This window comes from Ancylobacter novellus DSM 506 (assembly GCF_000092925.1).
Lineage (GTDB): Bacteria > Pseudomonadota > Alphaproteobacteria > Rhizobiales > Xanthobacteraceae > Ancylobacter > Ancylobacter novellus.
This window is the reverse complement of the sequence record NC_014217.1, coordinates 3,169,729-3,189,571: the sequence shown is the minus strand read 5'-3', so window position 1 is coordinate 3,189,571 and position 19,843 is coordinate 3,169,729. Positions and strand designations below refer to the sequence as shown.

Sequence of the window (19,843 nt, the reverse complement as noted above, 5' to 3'; positions counted from 1 at the left end):
GCCATATCTCGCTTCATCCCGCCGGCCATGCTCCGGCGCCAGCGCAATGGAGAACCGCCATGACCAGTCTTTCGCGCACCCGCCTCGGCGCCACCGGCCCGGAGACCTCTGTCCTCGGCCTCGGCGCCATGGGCATGTCCGGCATGTACGGCCCGTCCGATCGCGAGGAGAGCCTCGCCACGCTGCATGCTGCGCTCAAGGCCGGCATGACGCTGATCGACACCGGCGACTTCTACGGCATGGGCCACAACGAGATACTGATCGGCGACGCGCTGGCTGGCGTGCCGCGCCAGGCCTACCAGCTCAGCGTCAAGTTCGGTGCGCTGCGCGACCCGGCCGGCGGCTGGGGCGGCTATGATCTGCGCCCGGCGGCGATCCGCAACGCGCTCGCCCAGTCGCTGCAGAAGCTACGGGTCGACTACATCGACATCTACCGCCCTTCGCGCCTGCCGGCCGGCTCCGACGTCGAGGAGGTGATCGGCACGCTCGCCGAGATGGTGAAGGCCGGCTATGTCCGGCACATCGGCCTCTCGGAAGTGGGCGCCGACACCATCCGCCGCGCGAGCGCCGTGCACCCGATCAGCGACCTGCAGATCGAATATTCGCTGATCTCACGCGGGCCGGAGGACGAGATATTCCCGGTGCTGCGCGAGCTCGGCATCGGCATGACCGCCTATGGCGTGCTCTCGCGCGGGCTGATCAGCGGCCATTTCAGTGGCACGCAGGCGCAGGGCGACTTCCGCGCCATGAGCCCGCGCTTCCAGGGCGAGAATGTCGAGGCCAACCTCGCGCTCGTCGAGGCGCTGCGGCAGGTGGCGAGCGCGCGCGGCATCTCGGTGGCGCAGACGGCGATCGCCTGGGTGGCCGCACAGGGCGTGAAGAACGGCATCGATATCGTGCCCCTCGTCGGCGCCCGCCGCCGCGACCGGCTCACCGAGGCGCTCGGCGCGGCGCAGGTGCAGCTAACGCCGGACGACCTTGCGGCCATCGAGCGCGCGGTGCCGAAGGGCGCGGCCGCCGGCGAGCGTTACCCGTCCTTCGCCATGGCTGACCTCGACAGCGAGAAGAAGGGGTGAGACTGCACACGTCCGCTATCGGCTGGCACCTCAGAGCCTGACCTGTAATCGCGACCGGGATGCTTGGAGGCTCGTCATGGCCGGGCTTGGCCCGGCCATCCACGCCTACGGTACGGCTTGGAGCGCCCGGCAGGTCGTGGATCCCCGGGCCAAGCCCGGGGATGACGGTGTGAGGGCGGCGCTGTCGTTCCGAGGAGGCGATTTCCGTCAGCCCGATCCCTTCACCCCTCGTTAACCATGTTCGCCCTCCGCCCCGATGTCGGGGTGGATCGGGGCGGTGCGGCCTAGGCGTTCGTCCTTTGTTCGGGTACGCACTGTACCCATGGCGCCGTCTCCGATTCGCATCGTCGGGCTCGATCCCGGCCTCCGCCGCACCGGCTGGGGGGTGATCGAGGCCATCGGCACGAAGCTGTCCTTCATCGCCTGCGGCACCGTGCTGCCGCCCGAGGACGATGATCTCGCCGCGCGGCTGGCCTATCTCCACACCGAGCTGGTCCGCGTGATCAGCGTCCATGCGCCGGACGAGGCGGCGGTGGAGGAGACCTTCGTCAACATGAACCCGGCCTCGACGCTGAAGCTCGGCCAGGCGCGCGGCGTGGTGATGCTCACCCCGGCGCTGGCGGGCGTGCCGGTCTCCGAATATGCGGCGCTGCTGGTGAAGAAGACCGTGGTCGGCGCCGGCCGCGCCGACAAGGCGCAGATCCGCATGATGATCAAGGTGCTGCTGCCCAAGGCGGACTTCACCACCGACGACGCGGCGGATGCGCTTGCGGTCGCGGTCACCCACGCCCAGCATCGCTGCATGGCGCAGGTGAAGGCGAGATTCGCGGAGAAGGTGGCGCTCAAGGTGGCGGCGCGATGATCGGCAAGCTCAAGGGCATCGTCGATAGCTACGTTGAGGACCATGTGATCCTCGACGTGCACGGCGTCGGCTATCTCGTGCACTGCTCCGCCCGCACGCTCCAGCAGTTGCCATCGCCCGGCGAGGCGGCGACGCTGTTCATCGAGACCTTCGTGCGCGAGGACATGATCCGCCTCTACGGTTTCGCCAGCCCGGCGGAGAAGGCGTGGTTCACCCTCTTGCAGAATGTGCAGGGCGTCGGCGCCAAGGTGGCGCTTTCCGTACTCTCCGTGCTCTCGCCCTCCGAGCTGGCCAACGCCGTGGCGCTGGGCGACCGGGCCATGGTGGCGCGCGCCAACGGCGTCGGTCCGAAGGTTGCCGCCCGCATCGTCGCCGAATTGAAGGACAAGGCGCCGGGCTTCGCCGACATCGATCCGGCGGTGGCGGGGCTCGCCGCGCAGATCGAGGAGCGCCATGCGCCCGCGCCGGTGGCGGATGCGGTCTCGGCGCTGGTCAATCTCGGCTATGCGCAGATTCAGGCCAGCGCGGCGGTGGCTGCCGCCATGCGCGAGGCGGGGGAGGGGGCGGATGCCGCCCGGCTGATCCGCCTCGGCCTGAAGGAGCTGGCGCGGTGAGCGGTTCACACTCCGCTTCGTCCGGCGTCGTCTGGCCGTGGCCGTCGCGCATCCCGCCGATCATCCTCGCCTATGGCGGAAGCGTGCTTGCCGCACTGGCCTTCGAGCGCTTCTTGCACAGCGCGATGTCGGCCGGTTATGCCGCCATCGTCGTGGTGCCGGGCGGGCTGGCGGCGGGGATCGCCGCCTTTGCGCTCTCCTTCACCCCGCGCCGGCGGCTGGTCGTGCTGGCGGCGACAGTGATCGTGGCGCTGCTGCCGCTTGGCGTCATCGCCCTCTCCTTCGACTTCCAGCAATATCGGTCGATCTTCGAGGAGCGCGCCTGGCGCCTCGGCCTCCTCTTCGCGGCGCTTGTCGTGCTCGCGACCAGCGTGCTCATCGCCGCCGGCGTGCTACCCGCACATCGCCGGGGTGCCCGGACATGAACACCAAGCGCCTCGTCACCCCGGACAAGCGCGAGGAGGACCTCGCCGAGGCCTCGCTGCGGCCGCAGACGCTCGCCGAATTCGTCGGGCAGGAGCAGGCGAGGGCCAATCTCGACGTCTTCATCAAGGCGGCGAAGACGCGGGGCGAGGCACTCGACCATGTGCTGTTCGTCGGCCCGCCGGGGTTGGGCAAGACCACGCTGGCGCAGATCGTGGCGCGTGAGCTCGGCGTCGGCTTCCGGGCGACGTCGGGGCCGGTGATCGCCAAGGCCGGCGACCTCGCCGCGCTGCTGACCAATCTCGAAGAGCGCGACGTGCTCTTCATCGACGAGATCCACCGCCTCAACCCGGCGGTGGAGGAAATCCTCTATCCGGCGATGGAGGATTACGAGCTCGACCTCATCATCGGCGAGGGGCCGGCGGCGCGCTCGGTGAAGATCCAGCTCTCCAAGTTCACGCTGGTGGGGGCGACGACCCGCTCGGGCCTGCTGACCACGCCGCTGCGCGACCGCTTCGGCATCCCGATCCGGCTGAACTTCTACACCGTCGACGAGCTGGAGCTGGTCGTCACCCGCGGCGCGCGGGTGCTGGGCATTCCGATCGCCAAGGACGGCGCGCGCGAGATCGCCCGTCGGGCGCGCGGCACGCCGCGCATCGCTGGCCGGCTGCTGCGCCGGGTGCGCGACTTCGCCCTCGTCGCCGGCAAGGATGTCATCGACCGGGCGGCGGCCGACCATGCGCTCGGCCATCTCGAGGTCGACGGCGCCGGCCTCGACCAGATGGACCGGCGCTACCTCTCGGTGATCGCCATGAATTATGGCGGCGGGCCGGTGGGGGTGGAGACCATCGCCGCTGCGCTCTCCGAGCCGCGCGACGCCATCGAGGAAATCATCGAGCCCTATCTGGTGCAGCAGGGCTTCCTCCAGCGCACGCCGCGCGGGCGTATGCTCACCGCCCACGCCTTCAAGCATCTCGGCCTCGCCGTGCCTTCCAGCACCAACCAGATGCCGCTGTTCGACCAGGGCGAGGAGTGATGCCAACGCTCCGGTCTGCGACCGGAGCGAGCGGGCAACGCTCAGGCGCCGCGCGGGCTTAGGGGGAAGTCAACAATGGTGTTGCTGTCCGAAGTGCCATCGACGCCGGCCTCCGCCTGATGTAAGTCCCCTTCACATGAGTTGGTCCCGCAACGGCGAATCCCGCGGCTATCATCACGGCAACCTGCGGGAAGCCCTGATGAAGGCGGCTCTCGACCTGATCGCCGAGAAGGGCACCGCCGGCGCCACCTTCGCCGAGGCGGCGCGTCGTGCCGGCGTCAGTCCTGCCGCGCCCTACCGGCATTTCCGCGATCGCGACGAACTCATCGCGGCGGTGGCGGCGGAAGGCTTCGAGCGCTTCACCAAGGCGCTGCAGGCCGGCTGGAACGACGGCAAGCCGGCGCCGGCCGAAGCTTTCGAGCGCATGGGCCGCGCCTATCTCGACTTCGCCCGGCAGCATTCGGCCGAATATGTCGCCATGTTCGAATCCGGCCTGCCGGTGGAGGCGCACCCGGCGCTCGACCAGGCCGGCCAGCGGGCCTTCGGCGTGCTGCGCGAGGCGGCGGAGGTGCTGGTCGCCACCATGCCGGCGGCCGGGCGCCCGCCGGCGCTGATGGTGGCGCTGCACACCTGGGCGCTGGCGCATGGCGTCGCATCGCTGTTCGGCCGCGCCGATGGCTCCCGCCGCAAGCTTCCCATGACGCCGGACGAACTCCTTGAGGCCGCATTCCTCGTCTATCTGAAGGGCCTCGGCGCGCCGACGAACTGAGCGCCTTTTCCGATTTCGATCCGACTCTCCTTGACAAGCCGGCGCCCTGTCCTTACCTATGTAAATGTGATTAACATTAACCCGTGTGGTCAGGTGGCCATGCGGTTTGACCCAGGAGCGGACGCCTATGGAGCTCGCGCAAAAGCTCGACAGTTACGGCAAGCCGGCCTGGATCGCGCTCACGGTCCTCGGCTTCATGGCCTGGTGGCCGCTGGGTCTGGCGATCCTGGCCTTTTCGATAGGGAGTGGACGGATGTTCTGTGGCTCGCGTCGCGGTTTCGGCCGCTGGCAGGAGGAAGGCGCGGAAGCCTTCCGCAACTTCGGCGGTCGCTTCGGCCGCGGCTTCGCGCCGAGCGGCAATCGCGCCTTCGACGAATATCGCGAGGAGACGCTGCGCCGCCTCGAGGATGAGCAGAAGGAATTCAAGGGCTTCCTCGACCGCCTGCGTCAGGCCAAGGACAAGGCCGAGTTCGACCAGTTCATGGCTGAGCGCCGCAATCGCCCGGCGCCTGCGCCGGAGGGCTCGGCGGACACCCGCCCCGACCCGCAGAACTGAGCCTTTCCATAGGTTTCCGGGCCGCGCCCTTCGCGAGAGGGGCGCGGTTCTTTTTTTGCGCCGCGCTCTCGTCTATGACGGGCGCCATGAACGACCGTCCCGATCCGCTCTCCCCCGATGTCCTGAAGTCCGATCCCTTCCTGCACCTCGCCGGAAGGCTGGTGCCGGGCGGGCATGTGCTGCCGGTGCGGGTCTATTACGAGGACACGGATTTCTCGGGCATCGTCTATCACGCCAACTACCTGAAGTTCATGGAGCGCGCCCGTTCCGACCATCTGCGCCTGATCGGCGTGGTTCAGGGCGAGCTCTTCGGCGAGGCGCTGGCCGAGGCGCCGGGCTTCGCCTTCGTCGTGCGCTCCATGGAGCTGCAATTCGTCAAGCCGGCGCGCATCGACGACGTGCTGGAGATCCATACGTCCCCCATCGAGGTCGCCGGCGCCTCCATCACCCTGTCGCAGAAGGTGAAGCGCGGCGACGAACTGCTCGTCGAAGGCAAGGTCAAGGTCGCCTTCGTCGCCCAGGGGCGGGCGCGGCGCATTCCCGACGCGCTGCGCAAGGCGATGAGCGCTGCCCTCGACGAAGCGCCGCAAGCCGGGTCCTGACCGATTCGCGTCACCCGTCATCCTGTTGCGATGCGGCAACGCTAACGCGGTATTAACCCTAATCGGGTGTTGTGTTTGGCGGCTGCGGGCGCGGACCGGCGCCGATCGCCCAAGTTTGGACAGGATCGGTCTGTTGATGACCGATGCGTCCCCACAGCAGCTGTGCAGGGCATTCGCTGCTATCGGCGGCTGATGCGCGGTAGCAGTGCGATCCATTGTGACTGGCAGGATTACGTAATGACGCTGAAGAAGCTCCTATTCGCGGCGGTACTGTTCCTCGCGGCCTCAGCGTCGTTCGCCTATGCCCAGACGTCGCCCGCGCCGACCGCCGCGCCCACGCCGCAGGTCGAGGCGCCCTCCGCCATGCCCGCGCCTCCCGGCATGACATCGACCGCCGCGCTGGGGGGAAGCTCCGACCTGTCGCTGATCGGCCTGTTCCTGCAGGCCCATCTGGTGGTCAAGATCGTCATGCTCGGCCTCGTGCTGGCCTCGATCTGGGTCTGGGCGATCATCATCGACAAGACCATCCTGTTCCAGCGCATGAAGCGCCAGATGGACAGGTTCGAGAGCACCTTCTGGTCTGGCCAGAGCCTCGAGGAGCTGTACCGCTCGCTGTCCTCGCGCCCCAACCATGCCATGGCCGCGATCTTCGTCGCCGCCATGCGCGAGTGGAAGCGCTCCTATGAGGGCGGGGCGCGCTCGCTCGCCGGGCTGACGCAGCGCCTCGACAAGGTTATGGACGTCACCATCGCCCGCGAGGTGGAGCGGCTCGAGAGCCGGCTGCTGGTGCTGGCGACCGTCGGCTCGGCCGGCCCCTTCATCGGCCTGTTCGGCACGGTGTGGGGCATCATGACCTCGTTCCAGTCGATCGCCGCCTCGAAGAACACCAGCCTCGCGGTGGTGGCGCCGGGCATCGCGGAAGCCCTTTTCGCGACGGCAATCGGCCTCATCGCCGCCATTCCGGCGACGATTTTCTATAACAAGTTCGTTTCCCAGGTGAACCGGCAGGCAGCCCGGCTCGAAGGCTTTGCCGACGAGTTCTCGGCCATCCTGTCCCGCCAGATCGACGAACGGGGCTGATCGAATGGGGATGTCCGCAGGAGGCAGCGGAGGCGGCTGGACGTCGCGGCGCTCACGCCGTCGCGGCGGCGGTGCCGTCATGTCCGAGATCAACGTCACGCCGATGGTCGACGTGATGCTCGTGCTGCTCATCATCTTCATGGTCGCCGCGCCGATGCTCACCGTCGGCGTGCCGCTGGACCTGCCGCAGACGCAGGCTCAGGCGGTCTCGCAGGACCATGAGCCGCTGGTCATCTCGATCAACACGCAGGGCCAGGTGTTCCTGCAGGACAGCGAGATCCCGGTCGAGGAACTGGTGCCGAAGCTGCAGGCCATCGCCAAGGCCGGCTATGACGAGCGCATCTTCGTGCGCGGCGACAAGGCCGTCGACTACGGCACCGTCATGAAGGTGATGGGCCGCCTGTCCGGCGCCGGCTTCAAGCGCGTCGCGCTGGTCTCCGAAGTCGAGCAGGGGGGCTGAGCGACATGCGCGCGGGTCTCGTCTCCTCGGCCGTCCTTCACGCCGGAATCCTCGGCTTCATGCTGGTTTCCTTCTCCTCGGCCGCTCCCTTCGAGCCGATGCAGGAATCCATGCCGGTCGACATCGTCTCCGATGCCGAGATGTCGAAGATGATGGCCGGCAAGAAGGATGCGCCGAAGAAAGAGGCTCCCAAGCCCATCGTCGAGAAGACCGCCGACACGCCCAAGCCGCCGGAGCAGATCGACGCCAAGGTCGACGACAAGAAGCCCGAGGTGAAGGCGGCCAACGAACAGACCGCGCCGCCGCCCCCGCCGGCCGAGAACACGCCGCCCGAGCCCAAGCCGCCGGCCGCGCAGGCACAGGCCAAGCCCGAGCCGGCGCCGCCCAAGCCCGCCGAATCGCTCGCTGCCAAGCCGCCGGAGCCCAAGCAGGACCAGCCCAAGCCCGAGCAGCAGGCGCAGGCGAAGCCGGCTCCCGCGCCGCCGAGGAAGCCGAAGGACATTCCGCCGAAGGTCGTGCAGCAGCCGCCCAAGGACCGCGAGTTCAAGCCGAACGAGATCGCTGCGCTGCTCGACAAGCGCACCGCGACCCGTCAGGCATCGATCGGCGACACGATCAACAACACCGCCTCGCTCGGCGCGCGCGTCGGCTCGTCGGCGACGCTGTCGCAGACCGAGATCGATGCTCTGCGCGCGCGGCTGATGCAGCTGTGGAACCCGCCGGCTGGCGCGGCCAACCCGGAAGAGCTGATCGTCACGGTGCGCATCCGCCTCAACGTCGACGGCACGCTCAACGGCCCGCCCATGGTGGTGACCTCGGGCTCCAGCCCGTTCTTCATGACGGCGCGCGACAGCGCGATCCGCGCGATCTTCCGCGGCCAGCCCTTCGACATGCTCCGGCCCGAGAAATACGAAGCCTGGAAGGACATCGAGGTGACGTTCGATCCGCGTGAGATGGTGCGCGGCTGAACCGCCAAAGTGATTTGCTCATCGAGACATTGGTCATGACGCATCGTTTCCGTAATGCTTTCGCCGGTCCCCTCATCGGCCGCCGCGGCCTCATCACCGGAGCCGGCGCTCTCGCAGGCGCGGGGCTCCTCGCCCACCCGGCGCAGGCGGTGCTCAAGCTCGACGTCACCCAGGGCACGGTGCAGCCGCTGCCCATCGCCATCACCGATTTCGTCGGCGGCGGCAGCCCGCAGGACGTCGAGGCCGGCAAGGGCGTGACGCAGATCATCTCCGCCGATCTCCGCCGCTCCGGCCTGTTCGCGCCGATCGATCCGGCCGCCTTCGTCGAGAAGATCTCCAACCCGGACGCCTCGCCGCGCTTCCAGGACTGGCGCGTGATCAACGCCCAGGCGCTGGTGACCGGTCGCATCACGCGCCAGTCCGACGGGCGCGTGAAGGCCGAGTTCCGCCTGTGGGACGTGTTCGCCGGCCAGCAGCTGATCGGCCAGCAGTACTTCACCCAGCCGGAGAACTGGCGCCGCGTCGCCCACATCATCGCCGACGCCATCTATGAGCGGCTGACCGGCGAGAAGGGCTATTTCGACACCCGTATCGTCTTCGTCGACGAGAGCGGCCCGAAGGAGAAGCGCGTCAAGCGCCTCGCCATCATGGACCAGGACGGCGCCAACGTGACCTATCTCACGCGCGGCGACGACCTCGTGCTGACCCCGCGCTTCTCGCCGACGAGCCAGGAAATCACCTATATGAGCTATGGCCGCGGCGAGCCCCGCGTCTATCTGCTCAATATCGAGAACGGCCAGCGCGAGGTGGTCGGCAACTTCCCGAATATGAGCTTCTCGCCACGCTTCGCGCCGGACGGCCAGCGGGTGATCCTGTCGCTGCAGCAGGGCGCCGATTCCAACATCTTCGTCATGGACCTGCGTTCCAAGGCGACGACGCGGCTCACCGACACGCCGGCCATCGACACCGCACCGTGCTACTCGCCGGACGGCTCGCAGATCTGCTTCGAGAGCGACCGCGGCGGCGGCTCGCAGATCTATGTGATGAACCCGGACGGCTCGAACCAGCACCGCATCTCCTTCGGCGAGGGGCGCTATTCGACGCCGGTCTGGTCGCCGCGCGGCGATGTGATCGCCTTCACCAAGCAGGCGCAGGGACGCTTCGCCATCGGCCTGATGCGCCCGGACGGGCAGGGCGAGCGTATCCTCACCGAGGGCTACCACAATGAGGGCCCGACCTTCGCCCCGAACGGCCGCGTGATCATGTTCTTCCGCGACCTCGGCGGGAATGGCGGGCCGCAGCTCTATACGGTCGACGTCACCGGTTACAACGAGCAGCGCGTGCCGACCCCGAGCTATGCCTCGGACCCGGCCTGGTCGCCGCTGCGCTCGTGAGCGGGCGGGGAGCTAGGGAACGGTTAACCATAAGAGACGGTTTAGGCGGCGGTCGCCAAATCGACGCAATGAAGCAAGGTTCCGTAAAGCATGACGGAACATTCATTACCCAATCACGCTGGATCGGGCGCGCCCGGTCGGGGAATCAGGAGTTAGCGGAATGATCCGTATGTTGCGGCAACTCGGCGGCGCGCGCGCTGCCTTCATCGTCGGCTTCGCCTTGCTGGCGGCCGCCTGCGCCAGGAACCCGATGGACGGCGCCGGCCAGGCGCTCGGCTCGGCGCCTCCCGGCAGCCCGCAGGAATTCGTCGTCTCGGTCGGCGACCGCGTCTTCTTCGACAGCGACCAGACCGACCTGACGCCGCAGGCCCAGGCGACCCTCGACAAGCAGGCGCAGTGGCTCAACCACTATGGCAAGTACACCTTCACCATCGAAGGCCATGCCGACGAGCGCGGCACCCGCGAGTACAACATCGCGCTTGGCGCCCGCCGCGCCCAGAGCGTGCGCGACTACCTCGTCCAGCGCGGCGTCTCGGCGAGCCGGATGCGCACCATCTCCTACGGCAAGGAGCGCCCGGTCGCGGTCTGCAACGACATTTCCTGCTGGTCGCAGAACCGCCGCGCCGTCACCGTGCTGAACGCCACCGGCTCCTGACCGCTGCGCCGTCACGTCCATGCCCGGTCCGCGCGCGGGCCGGGCATTGCTTTTGTGGCCTCCGCTTCTGACGCTGGGTCACACTTTGGACGCGATCGCCTCGGTATCTTCAGGTGATATAAGGCGGCCTACGCCGCCGCCACTCAGCCCCCATCAGCACCGTCGCCGCCATGATCCTCCGCGTGCCCCGTTCTGCCGTTGTCGTCCTCGCTGCCACCCTTGCCGCCGCGCTCCTCCCCTATGAGGCGGCGCAGGCCCAGGCGGACAACAACTTCTTCGGCAACCTGTTCAAGCCGCCGGGCCAGGTGCGCTCCGGCGGCACGACGGGCGGCACTGCGGGTGGTGAGGCGGTCGGGGAAGAGCAGGGCGGCATCACCGTTCGGATCGACCGGCTGGAGAACCAGCTGCGCCAGCTCACCGGCCAGATCGAGCAACTGCAGTACCGCAACCAGCAGCTGGAGCAGCAGCTGCGGGCATTGCAGGGCGAGATGGACTTCCGCGTTGGTGGCGCCAATGCTGGCGCGGCTCCGCGCCCCGCTGCCGCGGGGCCGGCGCCGGCTGCCGCCGATGCGGCGCCGGGGCGTCGCTCGGATGCCTTCGACCCGTCCGCGCCGGGTGCCGCGCCCGGTGCGCCGCGCCCGCTCGGCACCACTGCGCCTTCCGGCCCGGTCGGCGGCCTGCCCGGCGCGCCGATGGACCTCGGTGCCCTCTCGGGTGCGGCCGCGACGGGGGGCAATCCCATGCCGCCGTCCAACAGTCCGAAGGACCTCTACGACCTCGCTTATGGCTACATGCTGCGGCAGGACTACGCGCAGTCGGCGACGAGCTTCGAGCAGTTCATCAAGCTCTACCCGAACGACCGCGCCGCGCCGGACGCCTATTACTGGCTCGGCGAGACCCAGTTCCAGCGCAAGACCTACAAGGAGGCGGCGCAGAACTTCCTCAAGGTCTCGACCGACTACCCGAACGCCGTGAAGGCGCCCGACGCGCTGCTGCGGCTCGGACAGTCGCTTGCCGCCATCGGCGAGAAGGACGCCGCCTGCGCCACGCTGAACGCCGTCAACAACAAGTATCCGCGCGCCTCCGCCACCATCAAGCAGGGGGTGGCGCAGGAGCAGAAGCGTGCCGGCTGCTGAGGCCGCGCCCGATTCCTCCCTCCGCCTGAGCGAGGCCGGCCTCGCTGCGCTGTTCGCGCCCTTTCTCCGGCACGCCCGCATCCTGCTAGCCGTCTCCGGCGGGCCGGATTCCACCGCGCTGATGCTGCTGGCGCAGCGATGGCGCGAGGGGCGGGATGCCGGCCCCGAACTGGCCGTCGCCACCGTCGACCACGGCCTGCGCGCCGAGGCCCGCACGGAAGCCGAGGCGGTGGGCGCGCTGGCGGCACGGCTCAGCCTGCCGCATGCCATTCTCGATCTTTCGTCGCCCTTGCCCAAGGCGCGGCTGCAGGAGGCCGCGCGCCATGCGCGCTATGAGGCGCTGCTCGCCCATGCCCGCGCCATCGGAGCCAGCGCCATCGCCACCGCCCATACGCTCGACGACCAGGCCGAGACGGTGCTGTTCCGGCTGATGCGCGGCTCAGGGATCGGCGGGCTCGCCGGCATCCCGTCCGAGCGCGCGCTGGCGGAGGTCGAGCTTCTGCGGCCATTGCTCGGCCTGCCTAAGGCCCATCTGATTGAGGAATGCCGTCGCGCCGGGATCGGCTTTGCCGAAGACCCGTCCAACCGTGATCCGCGCTTCGCCCGGGCGCGGCTGCGCGCGCTGCTGCCGGCGCTGGCGGAGGAGGGGCTCGATGCGCCGGCGCTGGCGCGCCTCGCCAATCGCATGACCCGTGCCGAGGCGGCGCTGGAGGCGACGACGGATACCGCCGCCGCCCGGCTCTGGCCGGCGCAGGGTCCGATCCGCTTCTCGCGCCCGGGCTTTTCCGAGCTGCCGGCCGAGATCGGCCTGCGTCTGCTCGGCAGGGCTGTGGAAGCCGTCGCCAATGGCCCGGTCGAGCTGGGCAAGCTCGAGGTGCTTCACGGTTGGATCGCCGCGCTCGGCCCTGAAGATCACGGTGCCCGCACCCTCGCCGGAGCACTGGTGCGGGTGAACAAGGCGGCGGTGACGGTGTCCCCGGCGCCGGCGCGGAGGTCGGCCGGCGGCGTGCGCTGACGTCAATTTGCACGTAGGGCGATGGCCGCCTTGCCCGGGCCATCTTGGCAAGGATCAATGCGAGACCTAAATTACCAAGCGACAAGGGAGGACCGCCGGCGCTGGCGGACTCGCGCGCGTCGGTAATCTCGCCGGCGCCGAAAGGAACGTGATGAACGCCAATATTCGGAATTTCGCCCTCTGGGTGATCATCGTCCTGCTGCTTCTGGCGCTTTTCTCGCTGTTCCAGAATCCGGCACAGCGCCAGGCGACGAACGACATCAGCTTCTCTCAGCTGCTCAACGAGGTTGATCAGGGCCGCGTGCGCGACGTCGTGATCCAGGGCCCGGAGATCACCGGCACCTTCACCGACGGCCGCGCCTTCCAGACCTATTCGCCGAACGATCCCTCGCTGGTGCAGCGCCTCTACGGCAAGGGCGTGTCCATCACCGCCAAGCCGCTGCAGGACAATGTCCCGTGGTTCGTCAGCCTGCTGATCTCCTGGCTGCCCTTCATCGCGCTGATCGGCGTGTGGATCTTCCTGTCCCGTCAGATGCAGGGCGCCGGGGGCAAGGCGATGGGCTTCGGTAAGAGCCGCGCCAAGCTGCTCACCGAGGCGCATGGGCGCGTGACCTTTGAGGATGTCGCCGGTATCGACGAGGCCAAGAGTGACCTCACCGAGATCGTCGAGTTCCTGCGCGACCCGCAGAAGTTCCAGCGCCTCGGTGGCCGCATCCCGCGCGGTGTGCTGCTGGTAGGCCCGCCCGGCACCGGCAAGACGCTGCTCGCCCGCGCCATCGCGGGTGAAGCGAACGTGCCGTTCTTCACCATCTCCGGCTCCGACTTTGTCGAGATGTTCGTCGGCGTCGGCGCCAGCCGCGTGCGCGACATGTTCGAGCAGGCGAAGAAGAACGCGCCGTGCATCATCTTCATCGACGAGATCGACGCGGTCGGCCGCCATCGCGGCGCCGGCCTCGGCGGCGGCAATGACGAGCGCGAGCAGACGCTGAACCAGCTGCTCGTCGAGATGGACGGCTTCGAGGCGAATGAGGGCATCATCCTCATCGCCGCGACCAACCGCCCGGACGTGCTCGACCCGGCGCTGCTGCGTCCCGGCCGCTTCGACCGCCAGGTCATCGTGCCGAACCCGGACGTGGTCGGCCGCGAGCAGATCCTGAAGGTCCATGCCCGCAAGATCCCGGTCGCGCCGGACGTGAACCTCAAGGTGATCGCCCGCGGCACGCCCGGCTTCTCCGGCGCCGACCTCGCCAATCTCTGCAACGAAGCCGCCCTCATGGCCGCGCGCCGCAACAAGCGCATGGTCACCATGAGCGACTTCGAGGACGCCAAGGACAAGGTGATGATGGGCGCGGAACGCCGCTCGCTCGTCATGACCGAGGACGAGAAGATGCTGACCGCCTATCACGAAGGCGGCCATGCCATCGTCGCGCTCAACGTCCCGGCGACCGACCCGGTGCACAAGGCGACCATCATCCCGCGCGGCCGCGCGCTGGGTATGGTCATGCAGCTGCCCGAGCGCGACAAGCTCTCCATGAGCTATGAGCAGATGACCTCGCGCCTCGCCATCATGATGGGCGGGCGCGTGGCCGAGGAACTCATCTTCGGCCACGACAAGGTCACGTCCGGCGCGGCCTCCGACATCGAGCAGGCCACCCGCCTCGCTCGCATGATGGTCACGCGCTGGGGCTTCTCGGATAAGCTTGGCCAGGTCGCCTATGGCGAGAACAATGACGAGGTGTTCCTCGGCATGTCGATGCAGCGCCAGCAGAACGTCTCCGAGGCGACCGCGCAGACGATCGATGCCGAAGTGCGCCGGCTGGTCGACGAAGGCTATGCCGAGGCCAAGCGCATCCTCACCGAGCACAAGGACCAGCTGGAGACGCTGGCCCGCGGCCTGCTCGAATACGAGACGCTGTCGGGCGACGAGATCGTCAACCTGCTCGACGGCCAGCCGCCGGTGCGGGACACCACCATCGAGCCCGCCCATACGCGCGGCTCGGTCGTCCCGACCGCGGGCAAGAACCGCCCGCCGCGCCCCGACGCCGGCATGGAGCCGCAGCCGCAGGCGTGAGGCCGGGTTGAAGCCCATGGACAATCTCGAAGGGGGATCCGCGATGGCGGATTCCCCTTCTGCTTTCCGGCTTCGTCCTGGGCCTCGCTATCGCTTTTGCGCTCGCGAAAAGAACGCTTACACTTTGTGAAACCTTGACGTGCAGGCTGGGTGCTAGATAGGCACTCGGTCCGACGGCGATCGCCGCCGCTCATGCGCGGCGCGGGTCCGGCCAGAAGCGGCTTGAAGGCAGAGACATCATGGGACGGAAACTCTTCGGGACCGACGGCATTCGCGGGCGCGCCAACGGCACCATCACGCCCGAGCTGGCCTTGCGGGTCGGCATGGCAGCCGGCCTCGTCTTCCAGCGCGGCGACTACCGCCACCGCGTAGTGATCGGCAAGGATACCCGCCTGTCGGGCTACATGATCGAGAACGCGCTGGTCGCCGGCTTCACCTCGGTCGGCATGGACGTGCTGCTGCTGGGGCCCGTGCCGACGCCGGCGGTCGCCATGCTCACCCATTCCATGCGCGCCGACATCGGCGTGATGATCTCCGCCTCGCACAATCCCTATGACGACAACGGCATCAAGCTGTTCGGCCCCGACGGCTACAAGCTCTCCGACGAGCTGGAGGCGCGGATCGAGGAGCTGATCGCCGGCGACATGTCGACCAAGCTGGCGTCGCCGGCCAGCATGGGCCGCGCCAAGCGCATCGAGAGCGTTCATGCGCGCTACATCGAATATGCCAAGCGCACCTTGCCGCGCACGCAGTCCTTCGACGGGCTGCGGGTGGTCGTGGACTGCGCCAACGGTGCCGCCTACCGCGTGGCGCCGGAAGCGCTGTGGGAGCTTGGCTGCGAGGTCATCACCATCGGCGACAAGCCGGATGGCTTCAACATCAACCACGAGGTCGGCTCGACCGCCCCCGAGGCGCTGATGGCCAAGGTGCGCGAGGTGCGCGCTGATATCGGCATCGCCCTCGACGGCGACGCCGACCGCGTGCTGATCGTCGACGAGAAGGGCCGGCTGGTCGACGGCGACCAGCTCATGGCGGTGGTCGCCGAGAGCTTCAAGGAGGACGGGCGGCTGGCGCGCGACGGCATCGTCGCCACCGTCATGTCCAACCTCGCTTTGGAACGGCATCTGAACAGCGTCGGGCTGACGCTGGATCGCACCCCGGTCGGCGACCGCTACGTGCTGGAGCACATGCGCGCCAACGGCTTCAATGTCGGCGGCGAGCAGTCCGGCCACCTCATCCTGTCCGACTATTCCACCACCGGCGACGGCCTCGTCGCCGCGCTTCAGGTGCTCGCCGTGGTGCAGCGGCGCCAGCGGCCAGTCTCCGAGGTCTGCCACCGCTTCGACGCGCTGCCGCAGATCCTCAAGAATGTGCGCTACAAGAACGGCCGGCCGCTGGAAGATGACGGGGTGATCAAGGCGATCGCCGCCGCCGAGCTGAAGCTCAACAGCCATGGCCGCCTGCTCATCCGCCCCTCCGGCACCGAGCCGGTGATCCGGGTGATGGGCGAGGGCGACGACCGCGACCTGGTCGAGGCGGTGGTGAACGACGTGGTCGAGGCGGTGGGCGCCGTGGCGGCGTAGGCCGCCGCGTCTACCCGTCCAGCCGCCGCAGCAGGCCGCGATAGATCTCGTCGTCGTCGCAGAGCCCTGCCAGCCGGCCGAGATTGTCGACCAGCAGGATCGGCAGGTCGGTGTGGCGCTTCAATTCGATCGCTGCCTTAAGGCGCAGGTCGACCGGCGCGACGATGCAGTCGCAGTCATGGGCGAGTTTGTCGTCGATCACGCCGGCCTCCCCATCGGCCTTCGCGAGCAGGCCGGTGCGGCCGTCGAGGTCGATGCCGACCGGGCGGCCCTCGGCGTCGACCTTCACCTTCACCCGGCCGCCCTTGTCGAGCACCACGGCGTCGCCTTCGCGCGTCAGGCTCTCGGCCGGGCGCATCACCGCCGTGCCGCGCAGCACGTTGAGCGGGTTCATGTGTTTCACGAACTCGGCGACATAGGCGTTGGCCGGGCGCAGCAGGATGTCCTCCGCCGTGCCCGCCTGCACGATGCGCCCGCCCTCCATAATGGCGATCTTGTTGCCGAGCTTGAGCGCCTCGTCGAGGTCATGGCTGACGAAGACGATGGTCTTGTGGATGCGTCGCTGTAGGTCGAGCAACTCGTCCTGCAGCTTGTCGCGGATCAGCGGGTCGAGCGCCGAGAACGGCTCGTCCATCAGCAGGATGTCGGCATCGGTGGCGAAGGCGCGCGCCAAGCCCACGCGCTGCTGCATGCCGCCGGAGAGCTCGTTGGTGTATTTCTCCGCCCAGTTGGTCAGGCCGACCATGGCGAGCTTCTCGTCGACGATGCGATTGCGCTCGGCCGCTCCCATGCCGCGCAACTCCAGCCCGAAGCCGACATTGTCGCGTACCGTGCGCCAGGGCAGCAGGCCGAACTGCTGGAACACCATGGAGACGGTGTGCATGCGGATGTCGCGCAGCGTGTCCTCGTCGGCGCGGGCGACGTCGATGGCGCGACCCTTGTGCTCGACCATCACCTCGCCGCGCGCCACCTCGTTGAGCCGGTTGATGGCACGCAGGATGGTCGACTTGCCGGAGCCCGACAGGCCCATCAGCACGCAGATCTCGCCGCGCTCGATGGCGAGGCTCACCCCGGCGGCACCGAGCACGGAGCCGGTGGCTTTGAGGGTCTCCTCGCGCGAGCGGCCCTCGTCGATCAGCTTCAGCGCACCCTTCTGGTCGGCGCCGAAGACGATGTCGATGTTGCGGAACTCGACGGCGGGCATGGCCTAACCCTTCTTCGGACGGCGCTCGGGCCGCTTGCAGACGCGGTCGAGCACGATGGCGAGCACGACGATGGCGAGCCCGGCCTCGAAGCCCATGGCGATGTTGACCGAGTTCAGCGCCCGCACCACCGGCTTGCCGAGCCCGTCGGCGCCAACGAGCGCCGCGATCACCACCATGGACAGGCTGAGCATGATGCACTGGGTGACGCCGGCCATGATGGTCGGCAGCGCATAGGGCAGCTCGACCTTGAACAGGAGCTGGGTCTTGGTGGCGCCGAAGGCCTTGCCCGCCTCGTAGAGCGCCGGCGGCACCGAGGAGATGCCGAGATGGGTGAGCCGGATCGGCGCGGGGATGGCGAAGATCACGGTGGAGATCAGCCCGGGCACCGCGCCGAGCCCGAACAGCACCAGCGTCGGGATCAGGTACACGAAGGTCGGGATGGTCTGCATCAGGTCGAGGATCGGCCGGATGCCGGTGTAGAGCCAGGGCCGGTGGGCGGCGGCGATGCCGATCGGCACGCCGACGATGACGCAAACCAGCGTGGCGCAGATGACGAGGGAGAGCGTCTCCATCGTCGCGCTCCAGTAGCCGAGATTGGTAACGAGCAGCAGCGCGCCGACGATGAACACCACCAGCCCGATGGAGCGGTGCATCCACCAGGCGCCGAGCGCGAAGATGGCGATCAGCAGCAGCGGCGGCACCCAGAGCAGCGCCGCGGTGAAGCCCCCGATCAGCCCGCCGAGCACCAGCGAGACGAAGTCGAAGAAGCTCTGTCCGTGCGTGGTCAGCAGGTCGACGAAGTCCCGCAGCCAGATGCCGAGGGGAATCTTGTGCTCGGTCAGCCAGTCATACATGCGACGCTCCCGGCGAGCGGAGGGGTGAAGGCGATTACGGCACGATCCTTCAGGCGGGCGGATGCGCCCGCTTGAATATTTACGTCATCCCGGACGGCCGGAGGCCGATCCGGGATCACTTGCGGAATGGAGAGCGATCCCGGCTCTCGCTGCGCTCTCGGCCGGGATGACGGCCGAAGGCGCGCCGGCTCAGAGCTTCAGCGCCGCCTTGACGGCCGGCACGGCCGGCTTGCCGTCGATGGTGGTGACGCCGGCGAGCCAGGGCTCCCAGACGGTCGGGTTGGCCTTCAGCCACTTCTCGGCGGCCTTGGCGGGGTCCATGCCGTCGAGCAGGATGTAGCCCATCACCACGTTCTCGGTGTCGAGCGAGAACTTCAGGTTCTTGATAAAGGTGCCGACATTCGGGCACTCGGTCGTGTAGCCAGCGCGGGTGTTGGTGTAGATGGTCGCGCCGCCATAGTTCGGGCCGAACACGTCGTCGCCGCCCGACAGGTAGCTCATCTTGTACTTGGAGTTCATCGGGTGCGGCTCCCAGCCGAGGAAGACGATGGCTTCCTTGCGCTTGGAGGCGCGCTCGACCTGCGCCAGCATGCCCTGCTCGGAGGATTCGACGAGGTCGAAGCCCTTCAGGCCGAACTTGTCGTCCTTGATCATGTCGAGGATCAGCCGGTTGCCGTCATTGCCGGGCTCGATGCCGTAGATCTTGCCGCCCAGCTTGTCCTTGAACTTGGCGATGTCGGCGAAGGACTTCAGCCCTTCGTCATAGAGATAGGTCGGCACCGCCAGCGTGTACTTGGCGCCTTCGAGGTTGACGCCGATGACCTCGACGCTCTTGTCGTCGCGATAGGGCTTGAGGTCCGCTTCCATGGTCGGCATCCAGTTGCCGAGGAAGACGTCGATGTCCTTGGTCTGCATCGACTTGTAGGTCACCGGCACCGAGAGGACCTGCGTCTTCGGGGTGTAGCCCAGCGCCTCGAGGATCGAGGAGGCCAGCGCCGTGGTGGCGGTGATGTCGGTCCAGCCGACATCGGCGAACCGCACCGTCTTGCAGGCGGCGGGCTCGGCGGCCTGCGCCGTCTCGTGGAGCATCGGTGCGGCGGCGAGCGCCAGCCCGAGGGCGGCGGTGGCCAAGAAATGGAAGGTGCGCATCTTTTCTGTTCCCGTTGGCATCCTGGCAGGATCATGGAACCGGCGCGGCCTGACGCCAAGCCCGGCGCGGCCGGATTCAATAAGTCGGAGTCGGCGTCGCCCGGCCGCGTCTGCGGACGGTGGGACACTGCCCGGACGCACCCGTAGCGGGCCGGACGGAACCCGAACGCGACCCTCTCGGCACCTGTGGCGCGGATGGCACCCGATACCGGATGCGGCCTCTGGAGGCTTCTTTTGAACGAGTATTCAATACATGATCCGCGCGTTTGTCACGCGTAATTTTCACCCATAAACCGCCTGCTTTCGCAATGTTTTCGGGCAGTTTGACGAAATCC

General features: G+C 68.1%; 20 protein-coding genes. 17 read left to right on the top strand and 3 right to left on the bottom strand.

The window, feature by feature from the left end; all coding sequences use genetic code 11:
- Positions 1-59 precede the first annotated feature (59 nt).
- From SNOV_RS15130 to glmM, 17 genes are all read left to right on the top strand, one after another.
- On the top strand, positions 60-1,076 hold the full coding sequence (locus SNOV_RS15130; protein ID WP_013167829.1) for an aldo/keto reductase: 1,017 nt from the start codon (positions 60-62) through the stop codon (positions 1,074-1,076).
- A gap of 322 nt (positions 1,077-1,398) precedes the next feature.
- Positions 1,399-1,938, top strand: a complete 540-nt coding sequence (gene ruvC / locus SNOV_RS15125; protein WP_013167827.1) for a crossover junction endodeoxyribonuclease RuvC — start codon at positions 1,399-1,401, stop codon at positions 1,936-1,938.
- Positions 1,935-2,552, top strand: coding sequence for a Holliday junction branch migration protein RuvA (gene ruvA, locus SNOV_RS15120; protein ID WP_013167826.1), 618 nt, complete (start codon positions 1,935-1,937; stop codon positions 2,550-2,552). Before ruvC ends, ruvA begins: the two co-directional genes overlap by 4 nt.
- Positions 2,549-2,977, top strand: a complete 429-nt coding sequence (locus SNOV_RS15115; RefSeq protein WP_013167825.1) for a hypothetical protein — start codon at positions 2,549-2,551, stop codon at positions 2,975-2,977. Before ruvA ends, SNOV_RS15115 begins: the two co-directional genes overlap by 4 nt.
- On the top strand, positions 2,974-4,011 hold the full coding sequence (ruvB, locus tag SNOV_RS15110; protein WP_013167824.1) for a Holliday junction branch migration DNA helicase RuvB: 1,038 nt from the start codon (positions 2,974-2,976) through the stop codon (positions 4,009-4,011). Before SNOV_RS15115 ends, ruvB begins: the two co-directional genes overlap by 4 nt.
- 136 nt (positions 4,012-4,147) lie before the next feature.
- Positions 4,148-4,780, top strand: coding sequence for a TetR/AcrR family transcriptional regulator (locus tag SNOV_RS15105; RefSeq protein ID WP_013167823.1), 633 nt, complete (start codon positions 4,148-4,150; stop codon positions 4,778-4,780).
- 127 nt (positions 4,781-4,907) lie between these two features.
- Entirely contained in the window at positions 4,908-5,336 is a 429-nt protein-coding gene (locus SNOV_RS15100; protein WP_013167822.1) for a DUF2852 domain-containing protein, read from the top strand.
- An 86-nt stretch (positions 5,337-5,422) separates the two neighbouring features.
- A complete protein-coding gene (gene ybgC / locus SNOV_RS15095; RefSeq protein WP_013167821.1) occupies positions 5,423-5,938 on the top strand; it encodes a tol-pal system-associated acyl-CoA thioesterase in 516 nt (171 codons plus the stop codon).
- 381 nt (positions 5,939-6,319) lie between these two features.
- Positions 6,320-7,018 carry a protein TolQ gene (gene tolQ / locus SNOV_RS15090; protein WP_041783452.1) on the top strand — a complete coding sequence of 233 codons (699 nt, stop codon included), beginning with the start codon at positions 6,320-6,322 and terminating at the stop codon, positions 7,016-7,018.
- A gap of 4 nt (positions 7,019-7,022) precedes the next feature.
- Positions 7,023-7,478: a protein TolR gene (gene tolR / locus SNOV_RS15085; RefSeq protein ID WP_013167819.1), complete on the top strand. Its 456-nt coding sequence runs from the start codon at positions 7,023-7,025 to the stop codon at positions 7,476-7,478.
- Between the two features lie 5 nt (positions 7,479-7,483).
- Complete coding sequence (locus SNOV_RS15080) at positions 7,484-8,446, top strand: energy transducer TonB (RefSeq protein WP_013167818.1); 963 nt, start codon at positions 7,484-7,486, stop codon at positions 8,444-8,446.
- A 35-nt stretch (positions 8,447-8,481) separates the two neighbouring features.
- The gene (gene tolB, locus SNOV_RS15075) at positions 8,482-9,840 is read left to right on the top strand and encodes a Tol-Pal system beta propeller repeat protein TolB (protein WP_013167817.1); all 1,359 of its coding nucleotides are present in this window, start codon (positions 8,482-8,484) and stop codon (positions 9,838-9,840) included.
- Positions 9,841-10,000: 160 nt separating this feature from the next.
- Positions 10,001-10,495 (top strand): peptidoglycan-associated lipoprotein Pal, encoded by a 495-nt coding sequence (gene pal, locus SNOV_RS15070; protein WP_013167816.1) that lies wholly within the window; start codon positions 10,001-10,003, stop codon positions 10,493-10,495.
- Between the two features lie 182 nt (positions 10,496-10,677).
- Positions 10,678-11,631: a tol-pal system protein YbgF gene (gene ybgF / locus SNOV_RS15065; protein ID WP_244412769.1), complete on the top strand. Its 954-nt coding sequence runs from the start codon at positions 10,678-10,680 to the stop codon at positions 11,629-11,631.
- On the top strand, positions 11,618-12,646 hold the full coding sequence (gene tilS, locus SNOV_RS15060; RefSeq protein ID WP_013167814.1) for a tRNA lysidine(34) synthetase TilS: 1,029 nt from the start codon (positions 11,618-11,620) through the stop codon (positions 12,644-12,646). Before ybgF ends, tilS begins: the two co-directional genes overlap by 14 nt.
- Before the next feature lie 151 nt (positions 12,647-12,797).
- Positions 12,798-14,717, top strand: a complete 1,920-nt coding sequence (ftsH, locus tag SNOV_RS15055; RefSeq protein ID WP_013167813.1) for an ATP-dependent zinc metalloprotease FtsH — start codon at positions 12,798-12,800, stop codon at positions 14,715-14,717.
- Between the two features lie 239 nt (positions 14,718-14,956).
- The gene (glmM, locus tag SNOV_RS15050) at positions 14,957-16,300 is read left to right on the top strand and encodes a phosphoglucosamine mutase (protein WP_013167812.1); all 1,344 of its coding nucleotides are present in this window, start codon (positions 14,957-14,959) and stop codon (positions 16,298-16,300) included.
- A gap of 10 nt (positions 16,301-16,310) precedes the next feature.
- On the opposite strand, the gene choV is transcribed toward glmM, so the two are convergent.
- From choV to SNOV_RS15035, 3 genes are all read right to left on the bottom strand, one after another.
- The gene (gene choV / locus SNOV_RS15045) at positions 16,311-17,504 is read right to left on the bottom strand and encodes a choline ABC transporter ATP-binding protein (protein ID WP_013167811.1); all 1,194 of its coding nucleotides are present in this window, start codon (positions 17,502-17,504) and stop codon (positions 16,311-16,313) included.
- Positions 17,505-17,507: 3 nt separating this feature from the next.
- Positions 17,508-18,359 (bottom strand): choline ABC transporter permease subunit, encoded by an 852-nt coding sequence (gene choW, locus SNOV_RS15040; RefSeq protein WP_013167810.1) that lies wholly within the window; start codon positions 18,357-18,359, stop codon positions 17,508-17,510.
- A gap of 189 nt (positions 18,360-18,548) precedes the next feature.
- Positions 18,549-19,508 carry a choline ABC transporter substrate-binding protein gene (locus SNOV_RS15035; RefSeq protein WP_013167809.1) on the bottom strand — a complete coding sequence of 320 codons (960 nt, stop codon included), beginning with the start codon at positions 19,506-19,508 and terminating at the stop codon, positions 18,549-18,551.
- Positions 19,509-19,843 lie beyond the last annotated feature (335 nt).

What these genes read in the sequence shown, in the direction of transcription:
- ybgC (WP_013167821.1), top strand. Translation starts at nt 5,423, where the DNA reads ATGAACGACCGTCCCGATCCGCTCTCCCCCGATGTCCTGAAGTCCGAT.
- ftsH (WP_013167813.1), top strand. Translation starts at nt 12,798, where the DNA reads ATGAACGCCAATATTCGGAATTTCGCCCTCTGGGTGATCATCGTCCTG.
- pal (WP_013167816.1), top strand. Translation starts at nt 10,001, where the DNA reads ATGATCCGTATGTTGCGGCAACTCGGCGGCGCGCGCGCTGCCTTCATC.
- tolR (WP_013167819.1), top strand. Translation starts at nt 7,023, where the DNA reads ATGGGGATGTCCGCAGGAGGCAGCGGAGGCGGCTGGACGTCGCGGCGC.
- tolB (WP_013167817.1), top strand. Translation starts at nt 8,482, where the DNA reads ATGACGCATCGTTTCCGTAATGCTTTCGCCGGTCCCCTCATCGGCCGC.
- choW (WP_013167810.1), bottom strand. Translation starts at nt 18,359, where the DNA reads ATGTATGACTGGCTGACCGAGCACAAGATTCCCCTCGGCATCTGGCTG.
- ruvB (WP_013167824.1), top strand. Translation starts at nt 2,974, where the DNA reads ATGAACACCAAGCGCCTCGTCACCCCGGACAAGCGCGAGGAGGACCTC.
- ruvC (WP_013167827.1), top strand. Translation starts at nt 1,399, where the DNA reads ATGGCGCCGTCTCCGATTCGCATCGTCGGGCTCGATCCCGGCCTCCGC.
- SNOV_RS15080 (WP_013167818.1), top strand. Translation starts at nt 7,484, where the DNA reads ATGCGCGCGGGTCTCGTCTCCTCGGCCGTCCTTCACGCCGGAATCCTC.
- ruvA (WP_013167826.1), top strand. Translation starts at nt 1,935, where the DNA reads ATGATCGGCAAGCTCAAGGGCATCGTCGATAGCTACGTTGAGGACCAT.
- SNOV_RS15035 (WP_013167809.1), bottom strand. Translation starts at nt 19,508, where the DNA reads ATGCGCACCTTCCATTTCTTGGCCACCGCCGCCCTCGGGCTGGCGCTC.
- tolQ (WP_041783452.1), top strand. Translation starts at nt 6,320, where the DNA reads ATGACATCGACCGCCGCGCTGGGGGGAAGCTCCGACCTGTCGCTGATC.
- choV (WP_013167811.1), bottom strand. Translation starts at nt 17,504, where the DNA reads ATGCCCGCCGTCGAGTTCCGCAACATCGACATCGTCTTCGGCGCCGAC.
- SNOV_RS15100 (WP_013167822.1), top strand. Translation starts at nt 4,908, where the DNA reads ATGGAGCTCGCGCAAAAGCTCGACAGTTACGGCAAGCCGGCCTGGATC.
- SNOV_RS15105 (WP_013167823.1), top strand. Translation starts at nt 4,148, where the DNA reads ATGAGTTGGTCCCGCAACGGCGAATCCCGCGGCTATCATCACGGCAAC.
- SNOV_RS15130 (WP_013167829.1), top strand. Translation starts at nt 60, where the DNA reads ATGACCAGTCTTTCGCGCACCCGCCTCGGCGCCACCGGCCCGGAGACC.
- glmM (WP_013167812.1), top strand. Translation starts at nt 14,957, where the DNA reads ATGGGACGGAAACTCTTCGGGACCGACGGCATTCGCGGGCGCGCCAAC.